This window comes from Flavobacterium sp. B114r, assembly GCF_056824125.1.
Map to the genome: position 1 here is coordinate 1360813 of NZ_CP124858.1, position 19995 is coordinate 1380807.

15 protein-coding genes are annotated in these 19995 nt (G+C 35.3%); 5 read left to right on the forward strand and 10 right to left on the reverse strand.

Features of this window, described 5'->3' with window-relative positions; all coding sequences use genetic code 11:
- Positions 1 to 75: 75 nt before the first annotated feature.
- The 8 genes from QLQ94_RS06085 to QLQ94_RS06120 form a co-directional block, all read right to left on the reverse strand.
- A complete protein-coding gene (locus QLQ94_RS06085) occupies positions 76 to 1182 on the reverse strand; it encodes a SusE domain-containing protein (protein ID WP_482499322.1) in 1107 nt (368 codons plus the stop codon).
- A 13-nt stretch (positions 1183 to 1195) separates the two neighbouring features.
- Complete coding sequence (locus tag QLQ94_RS06090) at positions 1196 to 2704, reverse strand: RagB/SusD family nutrient uptake outer membrane protein (protein ID WP_482499323.1); 1509 nt, start codon at positions 2702 to 2704, stop codon at positions 1196 to 1198.
- 8 nt (positions 2705 to 2712) lie between these two features.
- Positions 2713 to 5925 carry a TonB-dependent receptor gene (locus QLQ94_RS06095; RefSeq protein ID WP_482499324.1) on the reverse strand — a complete coding sequence of 1071 codons (3213 nt, stop codon included), beginning with the start codon at positions 5923 to 5925 and terminating at the stop codon, positions 2713 to 2715.
- 191 nt (positions 5926 to 6116) lie between these two features.
- Entirely contained in the window at positions 6117 to 7295 is a 1179-nt protein-coding gene (locus QLQ94_RS06100) for a FecR family protein (protein ID WP_482499325.1), read from the reverse strand.
- A 655-nt stretch (positions 7296 to 7950) separates the two neighbouring features.
- On the reverse strand, positions 7951 to 8514 hold the full coding sequence (locus QLQ94_RS06105; protein WP_271338164.1) for an RNA polymerase sigma factor: 564 nt from the start codon (positions 8512 to 8514) through the stop codon (positions 7951 to 7953).
- A 402-nt stretch (positions 8515 to 8916) separates the two neighbouring features.
- Positions 8917 to 9573 carry an aspartate kinase gene (locus tag QLQ94_RS06110; RefSeq protein ID WP_041516777.1) on the reverse strand — a complete coding sequence of 219 codons (657 nt, stop codon included), beginning with the start codon at positions 9571 to 9573 and terminating at the stop codon, positions 8917 to 8919.
- A gap of 120 nt (positions 9574 to 9693) precedes the next feature.
- Positions 9694 to 10053 (reverse strand): YraN family protein, encoded by a 360-nt coding sequence (locus QLQ94_RS06115; protein ID WP_482499326.1) that lies wholly within the window; start codon positions 10051 to 10053, stop codon positions 9694 to 9696.
- A 156-nt stretch (positions 10054 to 10209) separates the two neighbouring features.
- Complete coding sequence (locus QLQ94_RS06120) at positions 10210 to 11109, reverse strand: S66 peptidase family protein (RefSeq protein WP_482499327.1); 900 nt, start codon at positions 11107 to 11109, stop codon at positions 10210 to 10212.
- 227 nt (positions 11110 to 11336) lie between these two features.
- Here QLQ94_RS06120 and QLQ94_RS06125 point away from each other — a divergent pair, with 227 nt between their 5' ends.
- From QLQ94_RS06125 to QLQ94_RS06135, 3 genes are all read left to right on the forward strand, one after another.
- The gene (locus QLQ94_RS06125) at positions 11337 to 12440 is read left to right on the forward strand and encodes an endonuclease/exonuclease/phosphatase family protein (protein WP_482499328.1); all 1104 of its coding nucleotides are present in this window, start codon (positions 11337 to 11339) and stop codon (positions 12438 to 12440) included.
- 119 nt (positions 12441 to 12559) lie between these two features.
- Complete coding sequence (locus QLQ94_RS06130) at positions 12560 to 13099, forward strand: 3-hydroxyanthranilate 3,4-dioxygenase (RefSeq protein WP_482499329.1); 540 nt, start codon at positions 12560 to 12562, stop codon at positions 13097 to 13099.
- A gap of 255 nt (positions 13100 to 13354) precedes the next feature.
- Positions 13355 to 13507, forward strand: coding sequence for a hypothetical protein (locus QLQ94_RS06135; protein ID WP_271338155.1), 153 nt, complete (start codon positions 13355 to 13357; stop codon positions 13505 to 13507).
- Between the two features lie 256 nt (positions 13508 to 13763).
- Here QLQ94_RS06135 and QLQ94_RS06140 read toward each other — a convergent pair whose 3' ends face one another.
- The gene (locus tag QLQ94_RS06140) at positions 13764 to 14723 is read right to left on the reverse strand and encodes an MBL fold metallo-hydrolase (RefSeq protein WP_482499330.1); all 960 of its coding nucleotides are present in this window, start codon (positions 14721 to 14723) and stop codon (positions 13764 to 13766) included.
- A gap of 117 nt (positions 14724 to 14840) precedes the next feature.
- On the opposite strand from QLQ94_RS06140, the gene QLQ94_RS06145 reads away from it, so the two are divergent.
- Positions 14841 to 15455, forward strand: coding sequence for a hypothetical protein (locus QLQ94_RS06145; protein WP_482499331.1), 615 nt, complete (start codon positions 14841 to 14843; stop codon positions 15453 to 15455).
- A 91-nt stretch (positions 15456 to 15546) separates the two neighbouring features.
- Positions 15547 to 17100, forward strand: a complete 1554-nt coding sequence (gene amaB, locus QLQ94_RS06150; protein WP_482499332.1) for an L-piperidine-6-carboxylate dehydrogenase — start codon at positions 15547 to 15549, stop codon at positions 17098 to 17100.
- Between the two features lie 70 nt (positions 17101 to 17170).
- Here amaB and QLQ94_RS06155 read toward each other — a convergent pair whose 3' ends face one another.
- The gene (locus tag QLQ94_RS06155) at positions 17171 to 19753 is read right to left on the reverse strand and encodes a pectate lyase family protein (RefSeq protein ID WP_482499333.1); all 2583 of its coding nucleotides are present in this window, start codon (positions 19751 to 19753) and stop codon (positions 17171 to 17173) included.
- Positions 19754 to 19995: the final 242 nt, after the last annotated feature.

A 19995-nucleotide genomic window follows, 5' to 3' on the forward strand; every position in this document is an offset into this window, starting at 1 on the left:
TTTAAGATAGCCTGCCTTTCGCTCAAAAAAGGCAGGTATCACTCAAACTAATCTAAACTATATTGTAGTTTTAGATTATTTTTTAACGATTGTACAAGTCGCAGTTGCAGGATATCCTGCTGATACCGGATCGACATCGTTTATAGTAAAGGTAATTTCGTAAGTTCCCGGTTCTCCAATATCATAAGCACCACCATTATCTTTGTTAATGGTATTTGTTGTAGGATCTGCAGGTCCGTAGTTAACATCCCACTTATCATTTAATCTAAACTTTAGGGCTCCTGCTAATAAGTTGGCAGTCACCTTCCATGTTTTAGTTTCATGGTTGTAGGACATCGGAATAGAATGATTCCATCCGTAGTCTTTATCTTCAGGTGTTGGCGCATGAGTTGATGAACCTACAATACCCCAGGCATAAGGAGTAGAACTCCATTTTAAAGTGTTTAAATTTACTTTGATCTGATAAGAACCTTCTCCCGGAAGTGCAAAATCAGTAGTACTCATGTCTTTCAGGTCATTATTTGTGGCGCCTGCACCATAAAATTGTTCCCAGTTTCTGCCAGTATTTAATTTAAATACGGGGCCATAACCCGTAAGAACTGTTACATAACCCTGATAAATCCCTTTTGAAATTGCAGTTAAAGCCAAAGCAGTATCTACATTCCATTCGCCCTGATAAGCTCCCGGCATATAAATCTCGCCAAAGACAACGCTTTTTTCATAAGGAGTAATAGTTAAAGTGATAGGATCAGAATAGATTTTTCGATCCATTGCAGCTTCTACACGAACAACTAATTTTCCTGCAACATCCGGTGGAAGACCTAAGTCTACGGCAATTTTATTTAAATCAAGACCAATAAAAGCTTTGCTTAAAACGTCTTCGCCAACCACAATTCTTTTGGCTTTTTGCCAGGCAGTAGTACCACTGGTATCACCAATTAAATCAAATTCTACGGCATATGTAACCGGCGCATCAATTGGGAATGTTACTTTTGGCCAGGAAACAAGTAAAACATTATCGTCAGCAGAGTCTTCTGTTAGTACCAATGTACTGGAAGAAACTTCAATTGCAGAAGGAAAATTTACGGCTTTTAGTGTCGTTAATTCGGCTTCACTGTCACAGGAAACGCTTAGAAAAAGCACGCTCCCTAAGAGGAATAATTTATTGATATATTTTTTCATGATAGTTTTGTTTTTAGTAACCCGGATTTTGTTTAAGTCCTTTGTTAGCATCTAAAGCAGATGTTGGAATTGGGAACAACTTTCGGTAAGCAGGAGATACCGGTCTGAATTCGTTTGCCAATAAAAATTTGTCAAAACGAATCATATCTTGTCTTCTGTGACCTTCCCAATTTAATTCGAATCCTCTTTCGTTATAAATATCATCAAGAGTTGGGTTTGAAGCCAATGCATCTAAACCGGCACGTTGCCTGATCTGATCTATAAAAGGTTTTGCAGCACCAGGATTCCCTAAACGGGCATTACATTCGGCCATCATTAAAATTACGTCAGCATATCTAAAAATTGGGAAGTCATTTGAAGCTCCTCCGCCACTTTTTGCTCCTGCAGGATAAAATTTAATATTACGAACTCCCGCCTGAGGATCAGCTCCCGGATTGTCAAGAGAAGCTACCTCAAGTGTATAATTATATCCTCCGGGTTGTTCGCCTACTAAAAATTGTTGTCTTCTAATATCTGTTAAGGCATATTTCAGGAAGAAATCTTTAGGAACAATAGTTCCGTTCCAACCCGCCATTCCAAATAAAGCAGTACCATGCGGACCATACACACTACGAACGGCATAGATATTACGGGAAACGATATCTAAAGTTGCATAAATAGGTAAAATAGTTTCATCCTCAGGAAGTACATCTCCAAACAATTCATAATATTTATTTCCTAACGGGCTAGAAGCATTTGCTGCTCCGGAATGTAGTGTAAAACCACCTTCGCTAACTTTGTTACAAGCCGCTAAACATTCGTTCCATTTTGCTTCTCCGGTATATACCTGTGCGTTCAAATATACTTTTGCCAATAAAGTATAACCCGCCCATTTATTGAATCTTCCGTAATAGTTGCCGCCTCTTGTTCCGGAAAGCTGCTCTACGTTCTCGGTTAATTCTTTTACAATAAAGCTGTAAATTTCTTTACGGCTTGATTGCGGAATTTTATCTACTGTAATATTATTATCAGTAAAAAATGGAACATCACCAAAATCATCAATCAATAAATAATAAAAGAAAGCACGTAATACTTTTGCTTCAGCAATTTTTGAAGCTTCGGCATTTGATTTTTCTAATAACTGAACTGCTAAATTTGCATTGAAAACGGACTTGTACAACCAGTTCCAGGTATTATTAATGATAAAATCTGTTGGCAGCCATTCGTGTTTGTGCAAACGGGCAAAATCTTGTTGCCAGTCTCCGGTATTTCTATGCGGAATCACTTGTTCATCAGATGACATACAGTTCATGTCATACCAGCCATTATCAGCTCCTGCGTAACCTACGCCGGGTATATTGTTACGTTGAAAGTCACCCGGAATTTCGGCATAAACACTTGCAAGGGCAATATTGGCTCCTTCAGGGGTGCCATAAAATTCGTCAGCCGGATATTTGTCGTACACATTTTCGCTAATGTCTGAACATCCAAAAAGGGCAAGGAAACAAACGCTTCCTGCTATTAGTATATTTTTAATTTTCATCTCTTTTACTATTTAAATTTTACAGTCAGACCAAATGCAACACTTCTTGTACGAGGGTAAATTCCTCTGTCACCACCAAAGTTGTCTTCAGTTTTACCACTTCCGCTAATATTCAATTCCGGATCAAGACCTGAGTAATCAGTAATCAGTAATAAATTGTTTCCTGTAAGTGAAAGTCGGATAGAGTCTACATATTTATCTGTAAAACGGAACGTATATCCTGCAGTAACATTTTCTAAACGTACAAATGAACCATCTTCTAACCATAAGTCAGATCCATACGGAGACGAGTGAATTCCCTTATCAACTGCACTTTCTAAAACATTCGATTTACCCGTGTTCTCCAGCATGCTTAAGTTTTGATTCAGTGCGTTGTAGATCTTATTTCCTCCTGAACCTCTTACTAACACAGAAGCATCGAAGTTTCTGTACCTGTAAGAAGGGTTAAATGCAAAAGTATAAGTTGGTAATGCTGAACCTGCGTAGTAACGATCCGGACTTTTAACACCCTGATCAATAACACCATTTCCGTCACGATCCTTTACTGTTTCAACACCATTGTCATTTTTGCCGGTATGTTCTAAGATATAAAATGCACCAACTGGTTTTCCTTGTACTAAATAAGAGTTTGCCGCTCCCCAGCCTACATAATCTGTGTTTAAAGGAATGCCATTAATACTGCCACTTAAATTAAGTACCTCATTTTTCATGAGTGATACATTTCCGGCTAATGTTAGTGTGCTGTTCTCTGTTTTAATAACATCATAGGCAAGAGCAATCTCCAGACCTTTGTTTGAAATGCTTCCTACGTTTGCTTTTATTTGATTATAAGGATAAGGAGGTTGAGGTACGGTATAATCAAACAATAAGTTTTCGGTTTTAGAATCATAAACATCTACACTACCTCTTAGTCTATTGTCTAAAAGGGCGAAATCAAGACCAATATTGGTTTGTTTTTTTGTTTCCCATTTCAAATCAGCATTTGCATTTTGAGTAATGTTGAAATTCGTAATAGGCATTCCTCCAAAATAAGTAGTTCCTGCACTTCCTACTAACGATAATGAAGTTTGTGGATAAAGACCTTGCTGATTACCGGTTTCTCCGTATCCTACACGTAATTTTAATTCATTAAATAAAGTTTGAGTTGCCATGAATGACTCTTTATTAATTTGCCATGCAACAGATGCTGACGGAAAATTTCCCCATTTGTTGTTGGCACCAAATACAGATGAACCGTCTCGTCTGATACTTGCTGTAAGTAAATAACGATCTAATAAAGAGTAGTTTAATCTTCCTAAATACGAAACTAAAGTTCTGTCATTTTTATAAGAAGAAATATCAGAAGATTGTACTTTCGAGAAATCTCCAAATTGTAATGCGTTGTAAGTAGTCTTATCGTTTATAAAACCTCTTGCCTGAGCATAATTTCCCTGATAAGCCTGACTTTGCCACTCGTATAATGCCAATGCATTGAAAGTGTGAATCCCGAAAGTTCTTTTATAATTAAGGCTTATATTGGTTAATTTTTCATTTTGTCTTTCATTTTTAATATTGGCATATCCTTTTTGATCTACTGCAAGAGCGTCTGTCGATGCTGCCGGCATGAAATATCCAATAGTGGTATTTGTTTTTCTCCAGCTTCCAAACCAGTTTGCAGAAAAACCTTTGCCTAAATCCAATTCAGCTTTTAAACTTCCAAATAAATTATCACTTTGTCTCTCATTCGTAGCGGTCTGAGCCACTGCATAAGGATTTAAATACTGAAATACAGTTGGATCTGTATAATAGGTTCCGTTCGTATTAAAAACAGGGTCAGTTGGTCTTGCCAATAATGAATTGGTGATCAGGTTTGATTTATATGAAACGGTTCCTACCTCGCCAATACTATTGGTTACATTGTTTACTCCTGTGTTTAAATTAAAAGTTAGTTTTAATTTGTCATCGAGAGCCAATTGAGTAGCCTGAATGCGGCCAATATATTTTTGGTTACTGGAATTAATTACCACTCCGTCTTGCAAAATCGCTGTTAGAGAAGCTCTGTAATTAAATTTATCAGTTCCGCCGCCAAAAGAAAGCGTGTGTGTTTGGGTAATTCCGGTTTGAGTAAGTAGATTATACCAATCAGTATTTGAACCGTGGTTTGCAGAAGCCGGAACACCCACACTTTGTGCAGTTGCCCACCATTGGTTGGCATCTAGCATATCGAGTTTTTTGGGGATAAAATCGATAGAAGTAGAGCCTATATATTCCATGGTTGTTTTTCCTGCCTTATTCTTTTTTGTTGTTATAATGATAACACCTGGCGCACCTCTGGAACCGTAAACAGCCGTAGCCGAAGCATCTTTAAGAACATCAATACTTTCAATTTCGCTTGGAGGAACCTGATTTAACAAATCCATGTTTCCCTGAATTCCATCTACGACTACCAAAGGATCATTTCCTCCAATTAAAGAAGAGATACCACGAATACGAACGCTTGGTCCTGAACCTGGCTCACTACCAATCTGAGTAATGTTTACACCGGCAGCTTTTCCTGCAATCAATTGTAAAGGGTTTACGATCGCACCCTGATTCATATCTTTAGCAGCAATTGAAGAAACGGCTCCCGTTACATCTTTTCTGGCCGTAGAACCATATCCTACAACCACAATTTCCTGTAAATCTGTGGCATCAGGAACGAGTTGAATGTTGATAACGCTTTGGCTGGCCACTACCTTTTTTTCTTTATAGCCAACAAAAGACACGATAATTACAGAAGCACTACTTTCAACAGTAAGTTTGTATTTTCCGTCAAAATCAGTCACCATTCCGTTTTTTGTTCCTTCTTCGTTAACCGAGGCTCCCGGTAAAGGCAGACCATTTTCATCAGTAATGATTCCGGTAACAGTTTGTTTTTGATATGGAATGCTTTGTGTTTTCAGTTCTGGCTTTTTTAAGATAATCTGAGTGTCCCGAACTTTAAACTCTGTTGGAGTTCCCTTAAAGAGTTTGTCTAAAACAATATTGATATTTTGGTCCTTTACAGAAATAGAAATAACACGATCAAGATCAATGTCACTTAGTTTGTAAATAAACCTGAAATCCGTTTTTTGTTCAATGGTCTCAATAACCTTTTCGATTGTTGAATTGTTCAATTCAAGGGTTACTTTTGTTTTTTGAGCATAAGTATTCCCTCTGATATTAAACATGGCGACCAAAATAAGTAGTGTAGTTAATTTCAATTTTAGGTCATTTTGGAACACTCGGTATAGAAACCCAGTATTCTTTGATTTTTTTTTCATAATTTTGTTAATTGATTGTAGTTAATTCGTTATATTCAATCACTTAGTAAATCGGAAATTGTTCGTAGCTCTTTCCGATTTTTTTATTCCTGTACTTTTATTCTTTCATGTTTTTTCATTGGTTTTAGTGGTTATTTAATTAGTATTTGATTGTTTTTTATGGTGTAATTAATGCCATGGATGTCATCAAAATAGCTCATTACTTTCTCGATTGATTCATCGCTGAAACTTGCATTGAATTTTTCATTCGCCAGTTTTTCATTTTTGTTGATAATGGTAACATTATAGCGTCGTTCTAATTTTGTGATGATATTTTTGAAAGTCATATTTCTAAAAGTCAGGCCGCCGTTGATCCATGAAGTATAAATATCAGTGATGACAGGTTTGGTAGAGATAAGAGCATTTTCTCTGTTGAAGCTTCCTTTGAAGCCAGGTTTTAAGATCGTGTTTTTAGCAGCATCGAATTCTTCGTTTGAGCGATACATTCCAACAGATCCTTCGACTAAAACAACATCTGTTACAGCATCTTCCGGATAATTAGAAACATTAAAATGAGTTCCAAGAACACGTACATTCAAGGCGTCAGCATTTACAATAAAAGGATGCTTTGCGTCTTTTGCAACATCAAAAAAAGCTTCACCATCGAGAAAAACCTGTCTGTTTTCTCCTGCTATAAATTTTACAGGATATCTTAAAGTAGTCCCTGCATTTAAGTGCACCAATGTTCCGTCTGATAATTCTAGTTTGAATTTTTTACCGTAAGGAATTTTAATAGTGTTATAAGTTGTTTTCTCTAAATCAGAATTGTTATCGTAAACGATTTTATCTCCGTCTTGGTTTCCAACGATATTTCCGTCCGCATCTCTTACTTCAACTTTATTGTTTTCAGATATAATCTGAACTTTTCCATCTTCTAATTGTAAGACAATATCAGTGCTTTTAAAGTCGAATTTAGGTTCCGTTTTAGTCGTGAAAGCACCTTTTTGATAAGCAAGACCAATTCCCAGTAAAACAACAACAGAAGCGGCAATCGAAATGTATTTTCTAAAATTTGATTTTTGAGACGCAATTTCTATTACAGTTTCATTTTCTTGTGAAGTTGCTAAAATAGAATCAAAAATAGAGTTTGCAGTTTGCTGATCCATTTTTGGCATTTCGTTAAGTAGATTTTGAATATCTTCTACTGAAGGGAAATCATCAGTAAGTTTATTTTTTTTATAATACGCAATTACCTCGTTTGTTTCTTCGGGTGTACATTGGTTCAAAACAAACTTTTGTAAAAGGCCGTGCATTTCAGAATTTGAATTCATTACGAATTGATTTTAGGTCTGGGTTTTATATAATACAGTTGAAAACAAGTTAAGTACTACTCTAACGTTGTAATTTTTTAAATTTTAACATTTATGAGCCTGATTATTGTAGTAGTAAAACTCGGTAAGTGCTGATTTTGTTGAGTTTATTGATGAAAATTATTTTTGAAATTATTTTTATTTTTTGATGATAAATGAGGTGCTTTCATTTCGAGGAACAAGGAACTTCCGCAACGTGACTAAACCCGACAGGTTTTTAAAACCTGTCCGGTTTGGCATTCACCTTCCGTTTTGTCATCCTCGACCAGAGGGAGAGATCACACTGGAAACTCGACAACAATTGGCTTTTCTTTGGCTAACCAGACAGGTTTTAAAAACCTGTCAGGTTTGGCTTCACCTTCAGTTTGTCATCTCGACCAGAGGGAGAGATCACACTGGAAACTCGACAACAATTGGCTTTTCTTTGCGGATTTACCTCTGGTCGGGAGGACAATATTTTCGAAATTTCGAGTTAAAAAGATTGAGTGCTATACAAACGTTGTTCTCGACTTCGCTCGAACTGACAGAAAGAAAGCATCTTTGCAAAAGTTTTCGCGGTTAAGCAAAAAAAATCACCCGGGAAGAGTGATTTTAATGGTTAAAATGGTTTTTTGGTTTAGATAATTTCATCATGAACCTGAAAAAAGACTCGCATTGATTCTAATGCTTTACTCATTTGGTTCCTGACTGTATTGATAGAGATGCCGAGTTCCTGACTTATTTCTTCGTAACTCATTCCCTTCTTTCGGGACATCTTAAAAATTTGCTTTCGTTTTGGAGGCAGTTGGCTCATAGCTTGTTTTCTAAGCTTTTTGCAATCTGCTTCCCGAATAGAGTAATCACCATATTCATGAGATTTCTGACTTTCATAAAAAATCTCTTCTTTTAGCAATGCATCATTTGCCGCTTTATTTAAAAAATTAAAGGCCTGATTTCTGGCAATGGTAAAAATGTACGCTTTAAAAGATTGTTCCAGATTTAAGTTTTCACGATGCAGCCAAACTTTCATAAAAACATCCTGAACATTTTCTTCAGCCGCTTCTTTTGATTTTAACAAACTGATGCTATAACCGTAAATATCCTGATGGTATAAATCAAAAAGTTGACGAAATGCTTTTTCGTTGCCATTTTTGAGTTCACTCACCAATAATTTTTCGCTATGGTTGTTTGCTTCTGACATTAATTTAATTAGTCCGTATTTAAATCTAATTATATTATGATACTATCAAAATTGGTACTCTGATTTCTTGACTGGTTAGCAAATATATAAAAATATTATTCGCAACAAATATTATTAAAAAAAACTTAATTCTATTTTTTTTAATAAATTTTATGTAAGATAGTGCCAAAGGTCTTGGTAAATGGCGTGTTGTTAAGCTAGTTTATTTCTAACTTATATTTTAAAAATAAATTATTCAGGTGTTGATTTGTTGAGAATATTCTTATTGGAGATTATTGACGAACGTCGATTTTATAATTGAAAACAAAAAAAATCCTTTTATCTTTCTTTTGCAGAAATGATAAAAGGATTGTATAATATTAAGAATCGATATTGATTCTTTGTAGCATTATATAAGTAGAATTAGTTTTTCAAGTCTTTAATTACTTTAAAAGCAACATCAACCTGATCTTCTCCAACTAAAATAGTAAACTCGTTAGAAGTCGAAATTACCTCGTTTATGATAATTCCTTCCCACGCCAAACGTTGAAAAATGAAATAGTAAATTCCGGGAACAACGATATTTTCTTTTGGTAATTTTACTGTAATTGAAGCCAGATTATCTAATTTCTGAATTAGTTTTTCACGTATAAAATGCTTCTCAACTAAATGATTTACACTGCTGCTCACCACAATATTAGTTTCATTTACGCCACGGGATGAGGTATAAAAAATATCAGATAAAGCGTTAATATCAGAAATTAAATCAGCTTGTTTGTTTAAAACAGTTTCAGAAGCTGCAAAAGTGTAATCTGTCAATTCAGATCGAACTGTAATCTCGCCAATATTCTTAATTACTTTATTTATTTTATGGTTCAGCTTAAAGTCTAATTCTTCTGTGAGTCGTTTCAATGACATTACAACAGCACCTTGTTTCACTTCTTTGCCAAATTCACTTTCCAATTCGGTCATAATGTTCCGGGAAAGCGACGTCAGGTTGATGATTCCAAGCGATAGCGCATTTAATAAAAAAGGTTTTGTTTTGATGTAATTTTCGACGATTGAAGAAACAGTTTTCATAGCTTTTTTTCTTTTTTTTTGTAACTTGATTGTGTTGGTTTAGTTAATAGGGGTGTTATAAATCTGCGCAAATATAAATAAAAAAACAATTTGTTACAAATATAACAATAGAAAATTATGTTAAAAGTGATAAAAAGCATCTGTAAGGTGTTCAATAGCAAATGATTCGTTGTTTTTGTAAATAGCGATGATGTCAAATCTTACATCAAAATCTATTTCCCTATCGTTTATGTAGGCATTTACTGCTTTAACAAGTAGCTGAATTTTTTTTGGTTTGACAAAATCCTGTGGTAAACCAAAATCCAGACTCGACCTGGTTTTAACTTCAATAATAGCCAAAATGGATTCTTTTTGGGCAATAATATCAATCTCAGCCTTTTGAAAAGTCCAGTTTCTATCCAAAATTGTATAACCGTCTTTCTGGAGAAATTCTACAGCTAGTTCTTCCCCTTTTTTTCCCAAGTCATTATGTTCAGCCATTCTTTTAGTTGTGAGTTTTAAATTATCATTTGTGAGTTTAGTTGGCGCGCAAAGACACAAAGTCGCAAAGAATTAAATAAAACTTTGCGACTTTGCGTCTTTGAGATTTTTATGTGGTATTTTAATTCTTCTTAATTTGAAGAAAAGGGAAAATTATTATTTCTGAAAAGAAACAGTACTTCCTGACGAATTAACATCAATAGAAATTGTGCTTCCCATAATAAGAGCTCTATTGTCCTGAATATGACCAGCAGGAAAATTAAAAATTACCGGAATATTGTATTTTTTAGTAACGTCATCGACGATTTCAACTGCATTTTTCCCCCACGGAACTTCGTTGTCTTTCATTTTGGTCATGCCCCCAACGATAATTCCTTTTAGGTTTTCGATACAACCATTACGTCTAAGATTCATCATCATACGATCGATATGATATAAATATTCATCCAGATCTTCGATAAATAAAATTTTATCCTTGCAATCTATAGTCGATGGTGAACCTAACAAACTGTATAAAATAGATAAATTTCCGCCCACTAATTCGCCGGTTGCTTTCCCAAAACGGTTCATTTTGTCCGGAGCAATAGTATAAGATAACGGTTCGCCCAATAAGCTTGATTTCATTGAACTAATGGCGGCTGGAGTAGCACGCGGTATCGTCACAGGCATTACACCATGAATCGATTTATATCCCATAGTGTTCAAATGATTGTGTAAGACAGTAACATCACTAAAGCCAATAATCCATTTTGGGTGTTGCTTAAACTTAGTAAAGTTCAGAAGATCAATCATTCGTACGGTTCCATATCCGCCACGAACACACCAAATAGCTTTAATATTAGGATTATCTAATTGATGCTGAAAATCAGCAGCACGTTGTTCATCCGTTCCTGCCAGTTGATTAAAGTCAAGTCCAATTGTGGTTCCAACAACAGCCTCTAAACCCCAGCTGTGCAACAAGTCGATTGTTGGTTTAAGATTGTCTTCGATATTTTTTCTCGCAGTGGCTAAAATAGCTACAGTATCTCCTTTTTGTAAATAAGGTGGTGTTATCATGTTTTGTTGGGATTGACAGTTGAATGATTGTAAAGCAAAAATAAGAAATAGGAACTTACAAAAAGAAAAGTGTTTTTTGAAGTTTTGAAGTTGGCTCGCTTTCATGTTTTTTGCTTATTCATTATTAATGATAAACAAATATAGAGATTTTAAAAAATAAAATAATTAGAAAAATCTTACAAATGGATTAATTTACTTAAATTGAACTTTTTAAAATAGTAAAGTTTATGCAGTTCATTGGAGTTCAGTTTTATTTTGTTGCACTTCTTTTTGTGTCAATCCTGCAAGCGCAGTCTAAAAAGTACACCATCCATACAGTAGCTTTTTATAATTTCGAGAATCTTTTTGATACCATAAATGATCCAACAACACACGATGATGAATGGACCCCAGATGGAGCACAACATTGGACAAAAGAAAAATACGAACAGAAATTAAAAAACCTTTCCCTCGTTTTATCACAAATTGGAACTCCTGAGAATCCTAATGTGCCAACATTAATTGGAGGTTCTGAAATAGAAAACCGCGGCGTTCTGGAGGACTTGGTCAAAGAGCCCAAATTGCAAAACCTTGATTATGGAATCATTCATTTTGATTCGCCGGACAAACGTGGAATCGATGTGGCATTATTATATCAAAAGAAATATTTTAAACCAACTTCGTATTCTAATATTCCTTTATACCTCTATAAAAATAATGCAATTGTAAAAGAGGAGAAAAAAGAAGAAATAGATGATGATCTCGAAATTAAAACAGAGAATAAAAATAGGATTTTTACAAGAGATCAGCTTTTGATTACTGGATTTCTCGAAGACGAAGAGATACATATTATAGTCAATCACTGGCCATCGAGATCAGGAGGCGAAAAGAAAAGCAGTCCGTTTCGTGAAGCAGCTGGAAATTTAAACAGAAGAATTATCGATTCGCTTCAACGCATAAATCCAAATGCCAAAGTGATTACAATGGGAGATTTAAATGATGGTCCGTTTAACCGAAGTGTCAAAGTAGCTCTGGGCGCAAAGGCAAAAAAGAGTGAAGTTCCTGAATTTGGAGTTTTTAATCCGTTTGAAGAAATGGCAAATAAAGGCATGGGAACGATTGCTTTTAGGGATTCCTGGGATATTTTCGACCAGATTATAATTACTGAATCTCTTATACAACCCGATTTCTCTAGCTTTAAATATTGGAAAGCGGGCATTTTCAATAAGCCTTTTCTTGTTCAGACTTCAGGACAATATAAAGGATATCCATTACGGCACAGTTTAACCGAAGTTGGTTTTAGCGATCATTTTCCGGTTTATATTTATTTGATAAAAGAAAAGCAATTGTAGAGGCACACAGCAGTGCTTCTAACTCAAAGTTTGTAAAAGCAACTGAGACGCACTGCTGTGCGCCTTTACAAGAAACTTTTTCCTTAACTTAGCGTCATAGAAACCCAGTACCACTAAAAATGTCAATAGCAAAACCCTTCAACCTGAATAAATGGATCGATGAAAACCGTCATTTACTAAAACCACCAGTTGGAAATAAAAACCTTTACGTAGATTCCGGCGATTATATCGTGATGATTGTAGCGGGGCCAAATGCCCGTAAAGACTATCATTACAACGAAACCGAAGAGCTTTTTTACCAACTCGAAGGAAGCATAAAAGTCGTGATTCAGGAAGATGGCGAACGTAAAGAAATGGAACTTAATGCCGGAGATATGTATCTGCATCCTGCTAAAATCCCACATTCTCCAGTTCGTTCCCAAGGCTCAATAGGTTTGGTAATCGAGCGCAAACGATCCGGAAAAGGATATACAGATGGATTGCTTTGGCATTGCGACAATTGCAATCATAAACTATATGAAGTATTTTTTGAATTGCATAATATCGAAAAAGATTTCTTGCCACATTTCGAACATTTCTATAATTCAGAGGAATTGAGAACTTGTGATAATTGCGGTACCGTAATGGAATCTGATCCTCGATTTGTAGCGAAGAAGTAGTAGATTGATTCAGCATATCCTAACAGGTTTTTAAAACCTGTTAGGTATTATATTAGAATTAGAATAAAGTTCTAGAATAAAACTTATGCGGAGTTTTATTTTTTGGGAGCTATTTCCCGCTATCCGTTCCAATCTTTTGTGCCGAACACCGGCACAAAAGGATTTCCACTTCTATCAGGGCTGAGGCATCAATGTAAATAGAACTTATATTATAATTTGAGAAATCATATAGAAAGAATTTTAATAGATTAAAACATGAAAGATATTATTGTAAATAATCCCAATGAAGAAGATTTTTTGAAGGAATTAAAGGCAGATATAGAACAGGGTAAACGTGATTTTGAAAATGGGGATTATATAACTCATGAAGAAATGCTGGAGGAATTGAGAAGTAAAAAGATTATTTAAGAGACTAAAAAAAATATTTTTGTTATTTCAACAATTTTTTGTCATTTCGACCGAAGGGAGAAATCACACGCGGGATACACACTGTTGAGGAGCTACTTTATGTGATTTCTCCCTTCGGTCGAAATGACAAAATTAGGGTTATGAGTTCTTTAGAAAAAAATCCGAGAGAATAATTGATTTTGCAACAACGTATTTGACCCATTCAAACGAATGAAAATCCGTTTAATCTTTGCAATCTGTGGCTAATTAGTCAAATTTACAACTCAAATCTTTTCCCTTGCTCCGGATAAATAATCTTCAATCCAAGATCGTTTTGCTTTTGCAATTGTTCTTTAAGTTTGATAATATTTTTGGTTGGTGGTTTCAAGTGTGTAACAATAATATTGAAACCTTTCAAAGTTCCTTTTCCTGATAAATCTTCTAACGTGTGAAGTTCCTTCATCAAATAATTTGGCGTTAAATGTCCAAACAAAAATTGATCAGGTTGTTCATTTGGGAACGAAACTTCAATAAAAATTCCTTTTAATTGTTTGCTTTTTACAAGAGGAGCAATCGCTGTCCAGAGCGATTTTAGTTTATCACTTTTTTCTACAGCGTCAGGTCCCGTATCTCCTAAATAAAGCACATACGATTCTCCATTTTTAATTAGGAATGCAGTACTTTCAAACGGATTCACATGACTTAACGGGAAGGCTTTCGCCGTCATGGTTGTATTCGTAATTGGAGTTTCTTCGCCAATATTTAAAGTCTGAAAATGATATTTTTTCAATGGAGTTCCGGGACCTTTATCTCCAAAGTTAGCCCAGGTTTCATCATTAAAATAATGATTTTCCATCATCTCCATACATTTTTCAGTGGCATAAACCGTCTTCGAAGAATCTGCAGGAGAGTTAATAATCAATCCCGAAACATGATCTAAATGCGCGTGCGAAATAAAATATCCTTTGATATACTTTCTTAAAACTTCGCTTGTCGAAACTTTAAAAACTTTGTTTTCAATTGCTTTTTCGATTCCGGCATTTATCGTTCCCGCATCCAAAGCAATGAAATCATTCGTGTTTGTTGGGGCAACTAAATAAGCCGAAAGATTTTTTTCGTCGATTCCGCCTTTTATTCCCAACGGAACAACCTGAAACGAAGCTTTTTGATCTTTTTGAGAAAATGCATTTACAGAAATTAAAACGAAACAAATCAAAAGGCGATTGAAAACAGACATATTTAAATAATTTTGTGGCTACAAATTTCATCAATTAAGCCGAATAAATTGCTGTATCTTCTTCTAATTGCTATTAATTAACCCTAAATTTACTTTTGACTATAAAAGAATATAAATATGAAGCAGTTCTTTTTGATCTTACTATTGGGTTTAATTACTTCAAACGCTTATTGTTGTGATTGTGCTGAGAAACCTTCGATTGAAAAAAACTGGAAAATTGCCAATCAGGTTTTTATTGGCAAAGTAGTTAAAGTAGATAGTTTACTTTATGGTACTTATGGAGAAAAGGTGTATTCATTTACAGTTAAAATAAAGAAGACATTTAAAGAAGACGTTTATCCAAATAGAGAGTATAGAACAATATTGTATGTAGATACTGCGGCTTGTGATTTTGTTTTTAGTACTGGACATGAATATTTAATTTATACTAAAGGAGATGACAAAGTGCTCAGTTGCTCTCTTTGTTCAAGAACAGATTTAGTAGAGAATGTAGCAAAAAGCGAGTTACTTATTTTAAATGAATTGCATCAGAGTTATATAAAAAACCGTGGCGAAATAAGAATTATTAAGTTTCAAAATAATATTGAATATCAAATAGATTTAGTTAAAAATTCTTTCGAAGAAAGTTTAAAAAGAAAGATTTTAATAATCTATACGTTATCAGTTGTAGTTGTTCTTTTTCTCATAATAATTTTGATTTTACTAATCAGAAGAAAAAAACGAATGAATTGATGTAAGATTCATTATTATAATTTGTGGCTTAATTCAATTTGAAACAATATCTTTACATATAAATATAACAATTTTAACTAAAAAAGTTACAATGACAACAATAGCATCGCAATTTGGAATGAATGAGGCTCTGGAAAAATTGGGCATTAAATTGATCAATGAAGGAACATCAACAGGAATTGAAAACTTTTCTACAGGAGAAGTTTTAGATAGTTTTTCTCCGGTTGACGGAAAATTAATTGCTTCGGTAAAAATGTCAACACCTCAGGATTACGAAAAAGTAATGCTGGCAGCAACAGAAGCTTTCAAAACTTTCCGTTTGATTCCTGCCCCACAACGTGGAGAAATTGTTCGTCAGTTTGGGCAAAAGTTACGTGAGAACAAGGAAGCTCTTGGTAAGTTGGTTTCTTACGAAATGGGGAAATCCTTGCAGGAAGGTTATGGTGAAGTTCAGGAAATGATTGATATCTGTGATTTTGCAGTTGGTTTATCGCGTCAATTGCACGGATTAACTATGCATTCTGAAAGACCCGGACACCGTATGTACGAACAATATCATTCTTTGGGAGTGGTAGGGATTATTTCGGCATTCAATTTCCCGGTGGCAGTTTGGTCCTGGAATACTGCTTTAGCGTGGATTTCGGGAGACGTTTGCGTTTGGAAACCTTCTGAAAAAACACCTCTTTGCGGAATTGCTTGTCAAAATATTATCGCACAGGTTATTAAAGAAAATAATTTGCCAGAAGGAATTTCTTGTTTGATTAATGGAGATTATCAAATAGGAGAATTGATGACAGCTGATACCCGTATTCCGTTAATTTCTGCTACAGGTTCAACCCGAATGGGAAAAATCGTTGCACAGGCTGTTGCGGGACGTTTAGGAAAATCATTATTAGAACTTGGAGGGAATAATGCTATTATCGTTACTCCGGATGCTGATATTAAAATGACCGTCATTGGCGCTGTTTTTGGAGCAGTAGGAACTGCTGGACAACGTTGTACATCTACACGTCGTTTAATCATTCACGAAAGTATTTATGATAAAGTAAAAGACGCTTTAGTAGCGGCTTATAAGCAATTAAGAATTGGAAATCCGCTTGATGAAAACAATCACGTTGGACCGCTAATTGATACGCATGCTGTCGAAATGTACGCTGTTGCATTGAACAAAGTAGTTGCCGAAGGCGGTAAAATTCTTGTGGAAGGTGCAGTGCTTTCCGGTGAAGGTTACGAAAGTGGCTGCTATGTAAAACCAGCAATAGCTGAAGCTCAAAACTCATTTGCTATTGTACAGCACGAAACATTTGCTCCGGTTTTATACTTAATTAAATATTCTGGCGATGTTGATAATGCTATCGAAATTCAAAATGGAGTAGGACAAGGATTATCATCAGCTATTATGACAAATAATTTGCGTGAAGCCGAAAGATTTTTATCTGTTACAGGTTCTGATTGTGGAATTGCAAACGTAAACATCGGAACTTCAGGAGCTGAAATTGGTGGTGCTTTTGGTGGCGAAAAGGACACCGGCGGAGGACGTGAATCAGGATCTGATGCCTGGAAAATTTATATGCGCCGTCAGACCAATACAATCAACTATACGACTAGTTTGCCTTTGGCACAAGGGATCAAATTTGATTTGTAAAATTTGATTTTAAATTTTGATATAAAAAGGCTTCCAGTTTTTTTGGAAGCCTTTTGCTTTAGACAGGAGTTTATTTCTTTAAAATTGTTTGGTTAAATGAACCGTTACTAGTATTTACTTTTACTAGATAAGTACCAGGAATCAGTTGAGTGAGGTCGATACTTTCTATATCTTTTCCTGTACTCTTAACTAATATCCCCGAGATATTATAGACTAAAATCTGTTCTACTTTTTGTATTGAATTTGATAAGTATAAAGTATTAGTCACAGGATTTGGATATAGAACTGTTTTTTGCGTTTCAGTTACTTCTTCGCTCTGGGCTGCTTGTGCAGATTGGGCCATTCTCGATGTATTGCTACCATATTTTGTACTTATATAAAACAAATTGGCAACAGATCCTTTGGTAATGGTGTGCGAGCCAGAAGCAATTGAAGCTGTAACTATTCCTGCAGTAGCGGTGTAGGAAACATTGTCTACCTTAACTGTTCCTGTAAAATTAGAATCAAATACTAAAGTCAATGTCGAAGCAGCTGTCGTTGTATAGGTAATTGATGTACTTGATTCGATTTTTAAACGTTCGGTTAAAGTTAATCCTGCATACGTTACAGATCCGGCAGAAGAATTCATGCTTCCCGTAATACTATAAAATGTACTCGTTTTTCCGGAAGTTGTAAAATTATGATTCTGATCTGTACCAGGATTATTTGTTGCAACTGTAATTGTACCTGATCCTGTAGCTGCTGTTCCGGTTCCTATTGTAGCAACAGAATAAGATACTATAGCAGTTGGAGTTCCCGTAATTGTGATCGTTTTTGCCGAAGTATTTTTTACAAAACTAATTCCTGATGCAGGTAATCCTGTTACTGTTGCATCTGTAGCACTGCCTCCCCAAGTAAAAATGATTGAGCTTATTGCAGTTCCGCTTGCTACTGTCTGACTGTTGTTTGAAGTAGAGTTAAGTGTTTGACTGCTTGCTGGCGGAGTGCCTTCACCCTGAACAGCAACTAATGTTCCGGTATAATTCGTAAGTGTAGATTTTAATGCTGCAATAACAAGAGAAGACTTATCGTCAATACTATTATCAAATGTCCATTTTAAATCTCCTCCGGAAACACGTCCTGCATATTGAGTTGTTTTTGTTTTGGCAACAGCAGGCTGGTCTATCACTAAATTTTTTACATATAAGGCAGCGTTGGTGTCGAAGTTATTATAGGTGTTTGCTCCGGATTTAGATTTAACATTACTGCTCACAACCTCGGCTCTTGAAGTTGCTACATAAGCATCAAAATCTGTTGTAGAGCTAATCTTTCCTGAAATATTGTATAAAGGATTTGTATCGCCATAGGCTACAAAACGCATGCTGTTTGTCGCAATATCGGCATCAAAAGTATTATTGAAAGCTTTTATAGTTCCTCCTGCTTCACCTGAAAAAGTTCCCATTGTTCCGGGATTGTTTACCTGGTTAGTTTGATCCCAAATATCAGTTCCTTGTAAAGAAGTCATCATTGGGTTTTTGCTGTTGCGGAAATAATTTCCTTCTACAAAAAGAGAAGATCCCATCGTTGATCCTGCGCCATATTTTGCAACACCATCATAATAATTATTGTAAACATGTGCAGAATAATAACGAACACGAGGATGGCGCGAATCTGAATGATCAAACCAGTTGTGATGATACGTAATATATAAACCGGTTGTTGTTCCTTCGCTCAATCCCAAAAGACTTGCTTTGCCATTATCCCAAAAATGGTTGTACGATAATGTGATATAAGTCGATGATTTATTATCCAGTGCACCATCTCCTTTTATCTGATCGGCATCGCTGCCGGCATTTCCATAGAACAAATCACAGTTATGTACCCAAATATGATCATTGTCCTGTTGCATTCCAACATTATCTCCGGCAGTACTATTGCAATTCATAAACCCAAGATTGCTTACTTCAATGTTCGAAGCCGATTTAAGGCGTACTCCCCATCCATTAGCAACAGCATCTGTTCCAACTCCTTCAATAGTAATATAGCTAGAGGCATTATTAGAGTTTTCAATGACGATATCTCCACCTTCCATTACGGTCATATCGGTAATATTCCCGATTAGGCGTATGATAAACGGACGGGTATCTTTTCCTTTTTTTATGGCATAAAGAATATTTTGCAAACCAATACACGGATTAGAACTTGCACCTGTTATGTCCATCGATATTGTGTTCTTGGTATTTGGTGTAATGTAGAGAATTACAGCACCAGTTTTTGGGGTTCCATCTGCATTATAACCACCAGGAACTCTGCCGCCATCAAAAGCAAACCCATTACGATCCTGGGGTAAAACCGTTAAGTTACTTGTGGCAGATCCCGACCCTTCGGTTCCTGAGATAACAGGTTTTACTTTGATGGTATAGGTTCCAGCTTTAAGACCCGGAACATCAGCTCTGTAATAAGAACCGTAGCTTCTGATAAGTTGGTCGTCTATTTTTTTGTCAACCAAACCATTTCCCGTGTAATAAACATTGTACGATTGTGCGTTGCTAACAGGTTGCCATTTTACAATGGCTGATTCTAGCCATCCTGATGCTTCATTAATTGTTACTTGTTGTGCCCATATTTGCGAACAAAGAAGCACACAAGTCATAATAAGTAGGTTTTTTTTCATAATTGTGGTTTTTTTAGTTAATAAAGTTTTTTTTGTGGTTTTTTGTATATCGAAATCAATTGGTTAATTTGTAATCGATTGCATAAAAATAAGTTTAATTTCTTAAATATGTAATAAAATTCGCTATTAAAAATTTAAATAGTAATTTTTGGTCATATAAAATGGTTATTATGTAATAAATTACACTAAATGCAATTTATTACATAATGGGTTTAGAATGCGCCAAGTATTATTTTTGTTGT

Coding starts and splice junctions, on each gene's coding strand:
- QLQ94_RS06085 (WP_482499322.1), bottom strand. CDS start 1,182: ATGAAAAAATATATCAATAAATTATTCCTCTTAGGGAGCGTGCTTTTT.
- QLQ94_RS06090 (WP_482499323.1), bottom strand. CDS start 2,704: ATGAAAATTAAAAATATACTAATAGCAGGAAGCGTTTGTTTCCTTGCC.
- QLQ94_RS06100 (WP_482499325.1), bottom strand. CDS start 7,295: ATGAATTCAAATTCTGAAATGCACGGCCTTTTACAAAAGTTTGTTTTG.
- QLQ94_RS06105 (WP_271338164.1), bottom strand. CDS start 8,514: ATGTCAGAAGCAAACAACCATAGCGAAAAATTATTGGTGAGTGAACTC.
- QLQ94_RS06110 (WP_041516777.1), bottom strand. CDS start 9,573: ATGAAAACTGTTTCTTCAATCGTCGAAAATTACATCAAAACAAAACCT.
- QLQ94_RS06115 (WP_482499326.1), bottom strand. CDS start 10,053: ATGGCTGAACATAATGACTTGGGAAAAAAAGGGGAAGAACTAGCTGTA.
- QLQ94_RS06120 (WP_482499327.1), bottom strand. CDS start 11,109: ATGATAACACCACCTTATTTACAAAAAGGAGATACTGTAGCTATTTTA.
- QLQ94_RS06125 (WP_482499328.1), top strand. CDS start 11,337: ATGCAGTTCATTGGAGTTCAGTTTTATTTTGTTGCACTTCTTTTTGTG.
- QLQ94_RS06130 (WP_482499329.1), top strand. CDS start 12,560: ATGTCAATAGCAAAACCCTTCAACCTGAATAAATGGATCGATGAAAAC.
- QLQ94_RS06135 (WP_271338155.1), top strand. CDS start 13,355: ATGAAAGATATTATTGTAAATAATCCCAATGAAGAAGATTTTTTGAAG.
- QLQ94_RS06140 (WP_482499330.1), bottom strand. CDS start 14,723: ATGTCTGTTTTCAATCGCCTTTTGATTTGTTTCGTTTTAATTTCTGTA.
- QLQ94_RS06145 (WP_482499331.1), top strand. CDS start 14,841: ATGAAGCAGTTCTTTTTGATCTTACTATTGGGTTTAATTACTTCAAAC.
- amaB (WP_482499332.1), top strand. CDS start 15,547: ATGACAACAATAGCATCGCAATTTGGAATGAATGAGGCTCTGGAAAAA.
- QLQ94_RS06155 (WP_482499333.1), bottom strand. CDS start 19,753: ATGAAAAAAAACCTACTTATTATGACTTGTGTGCTTCTTTGTTCGCAA.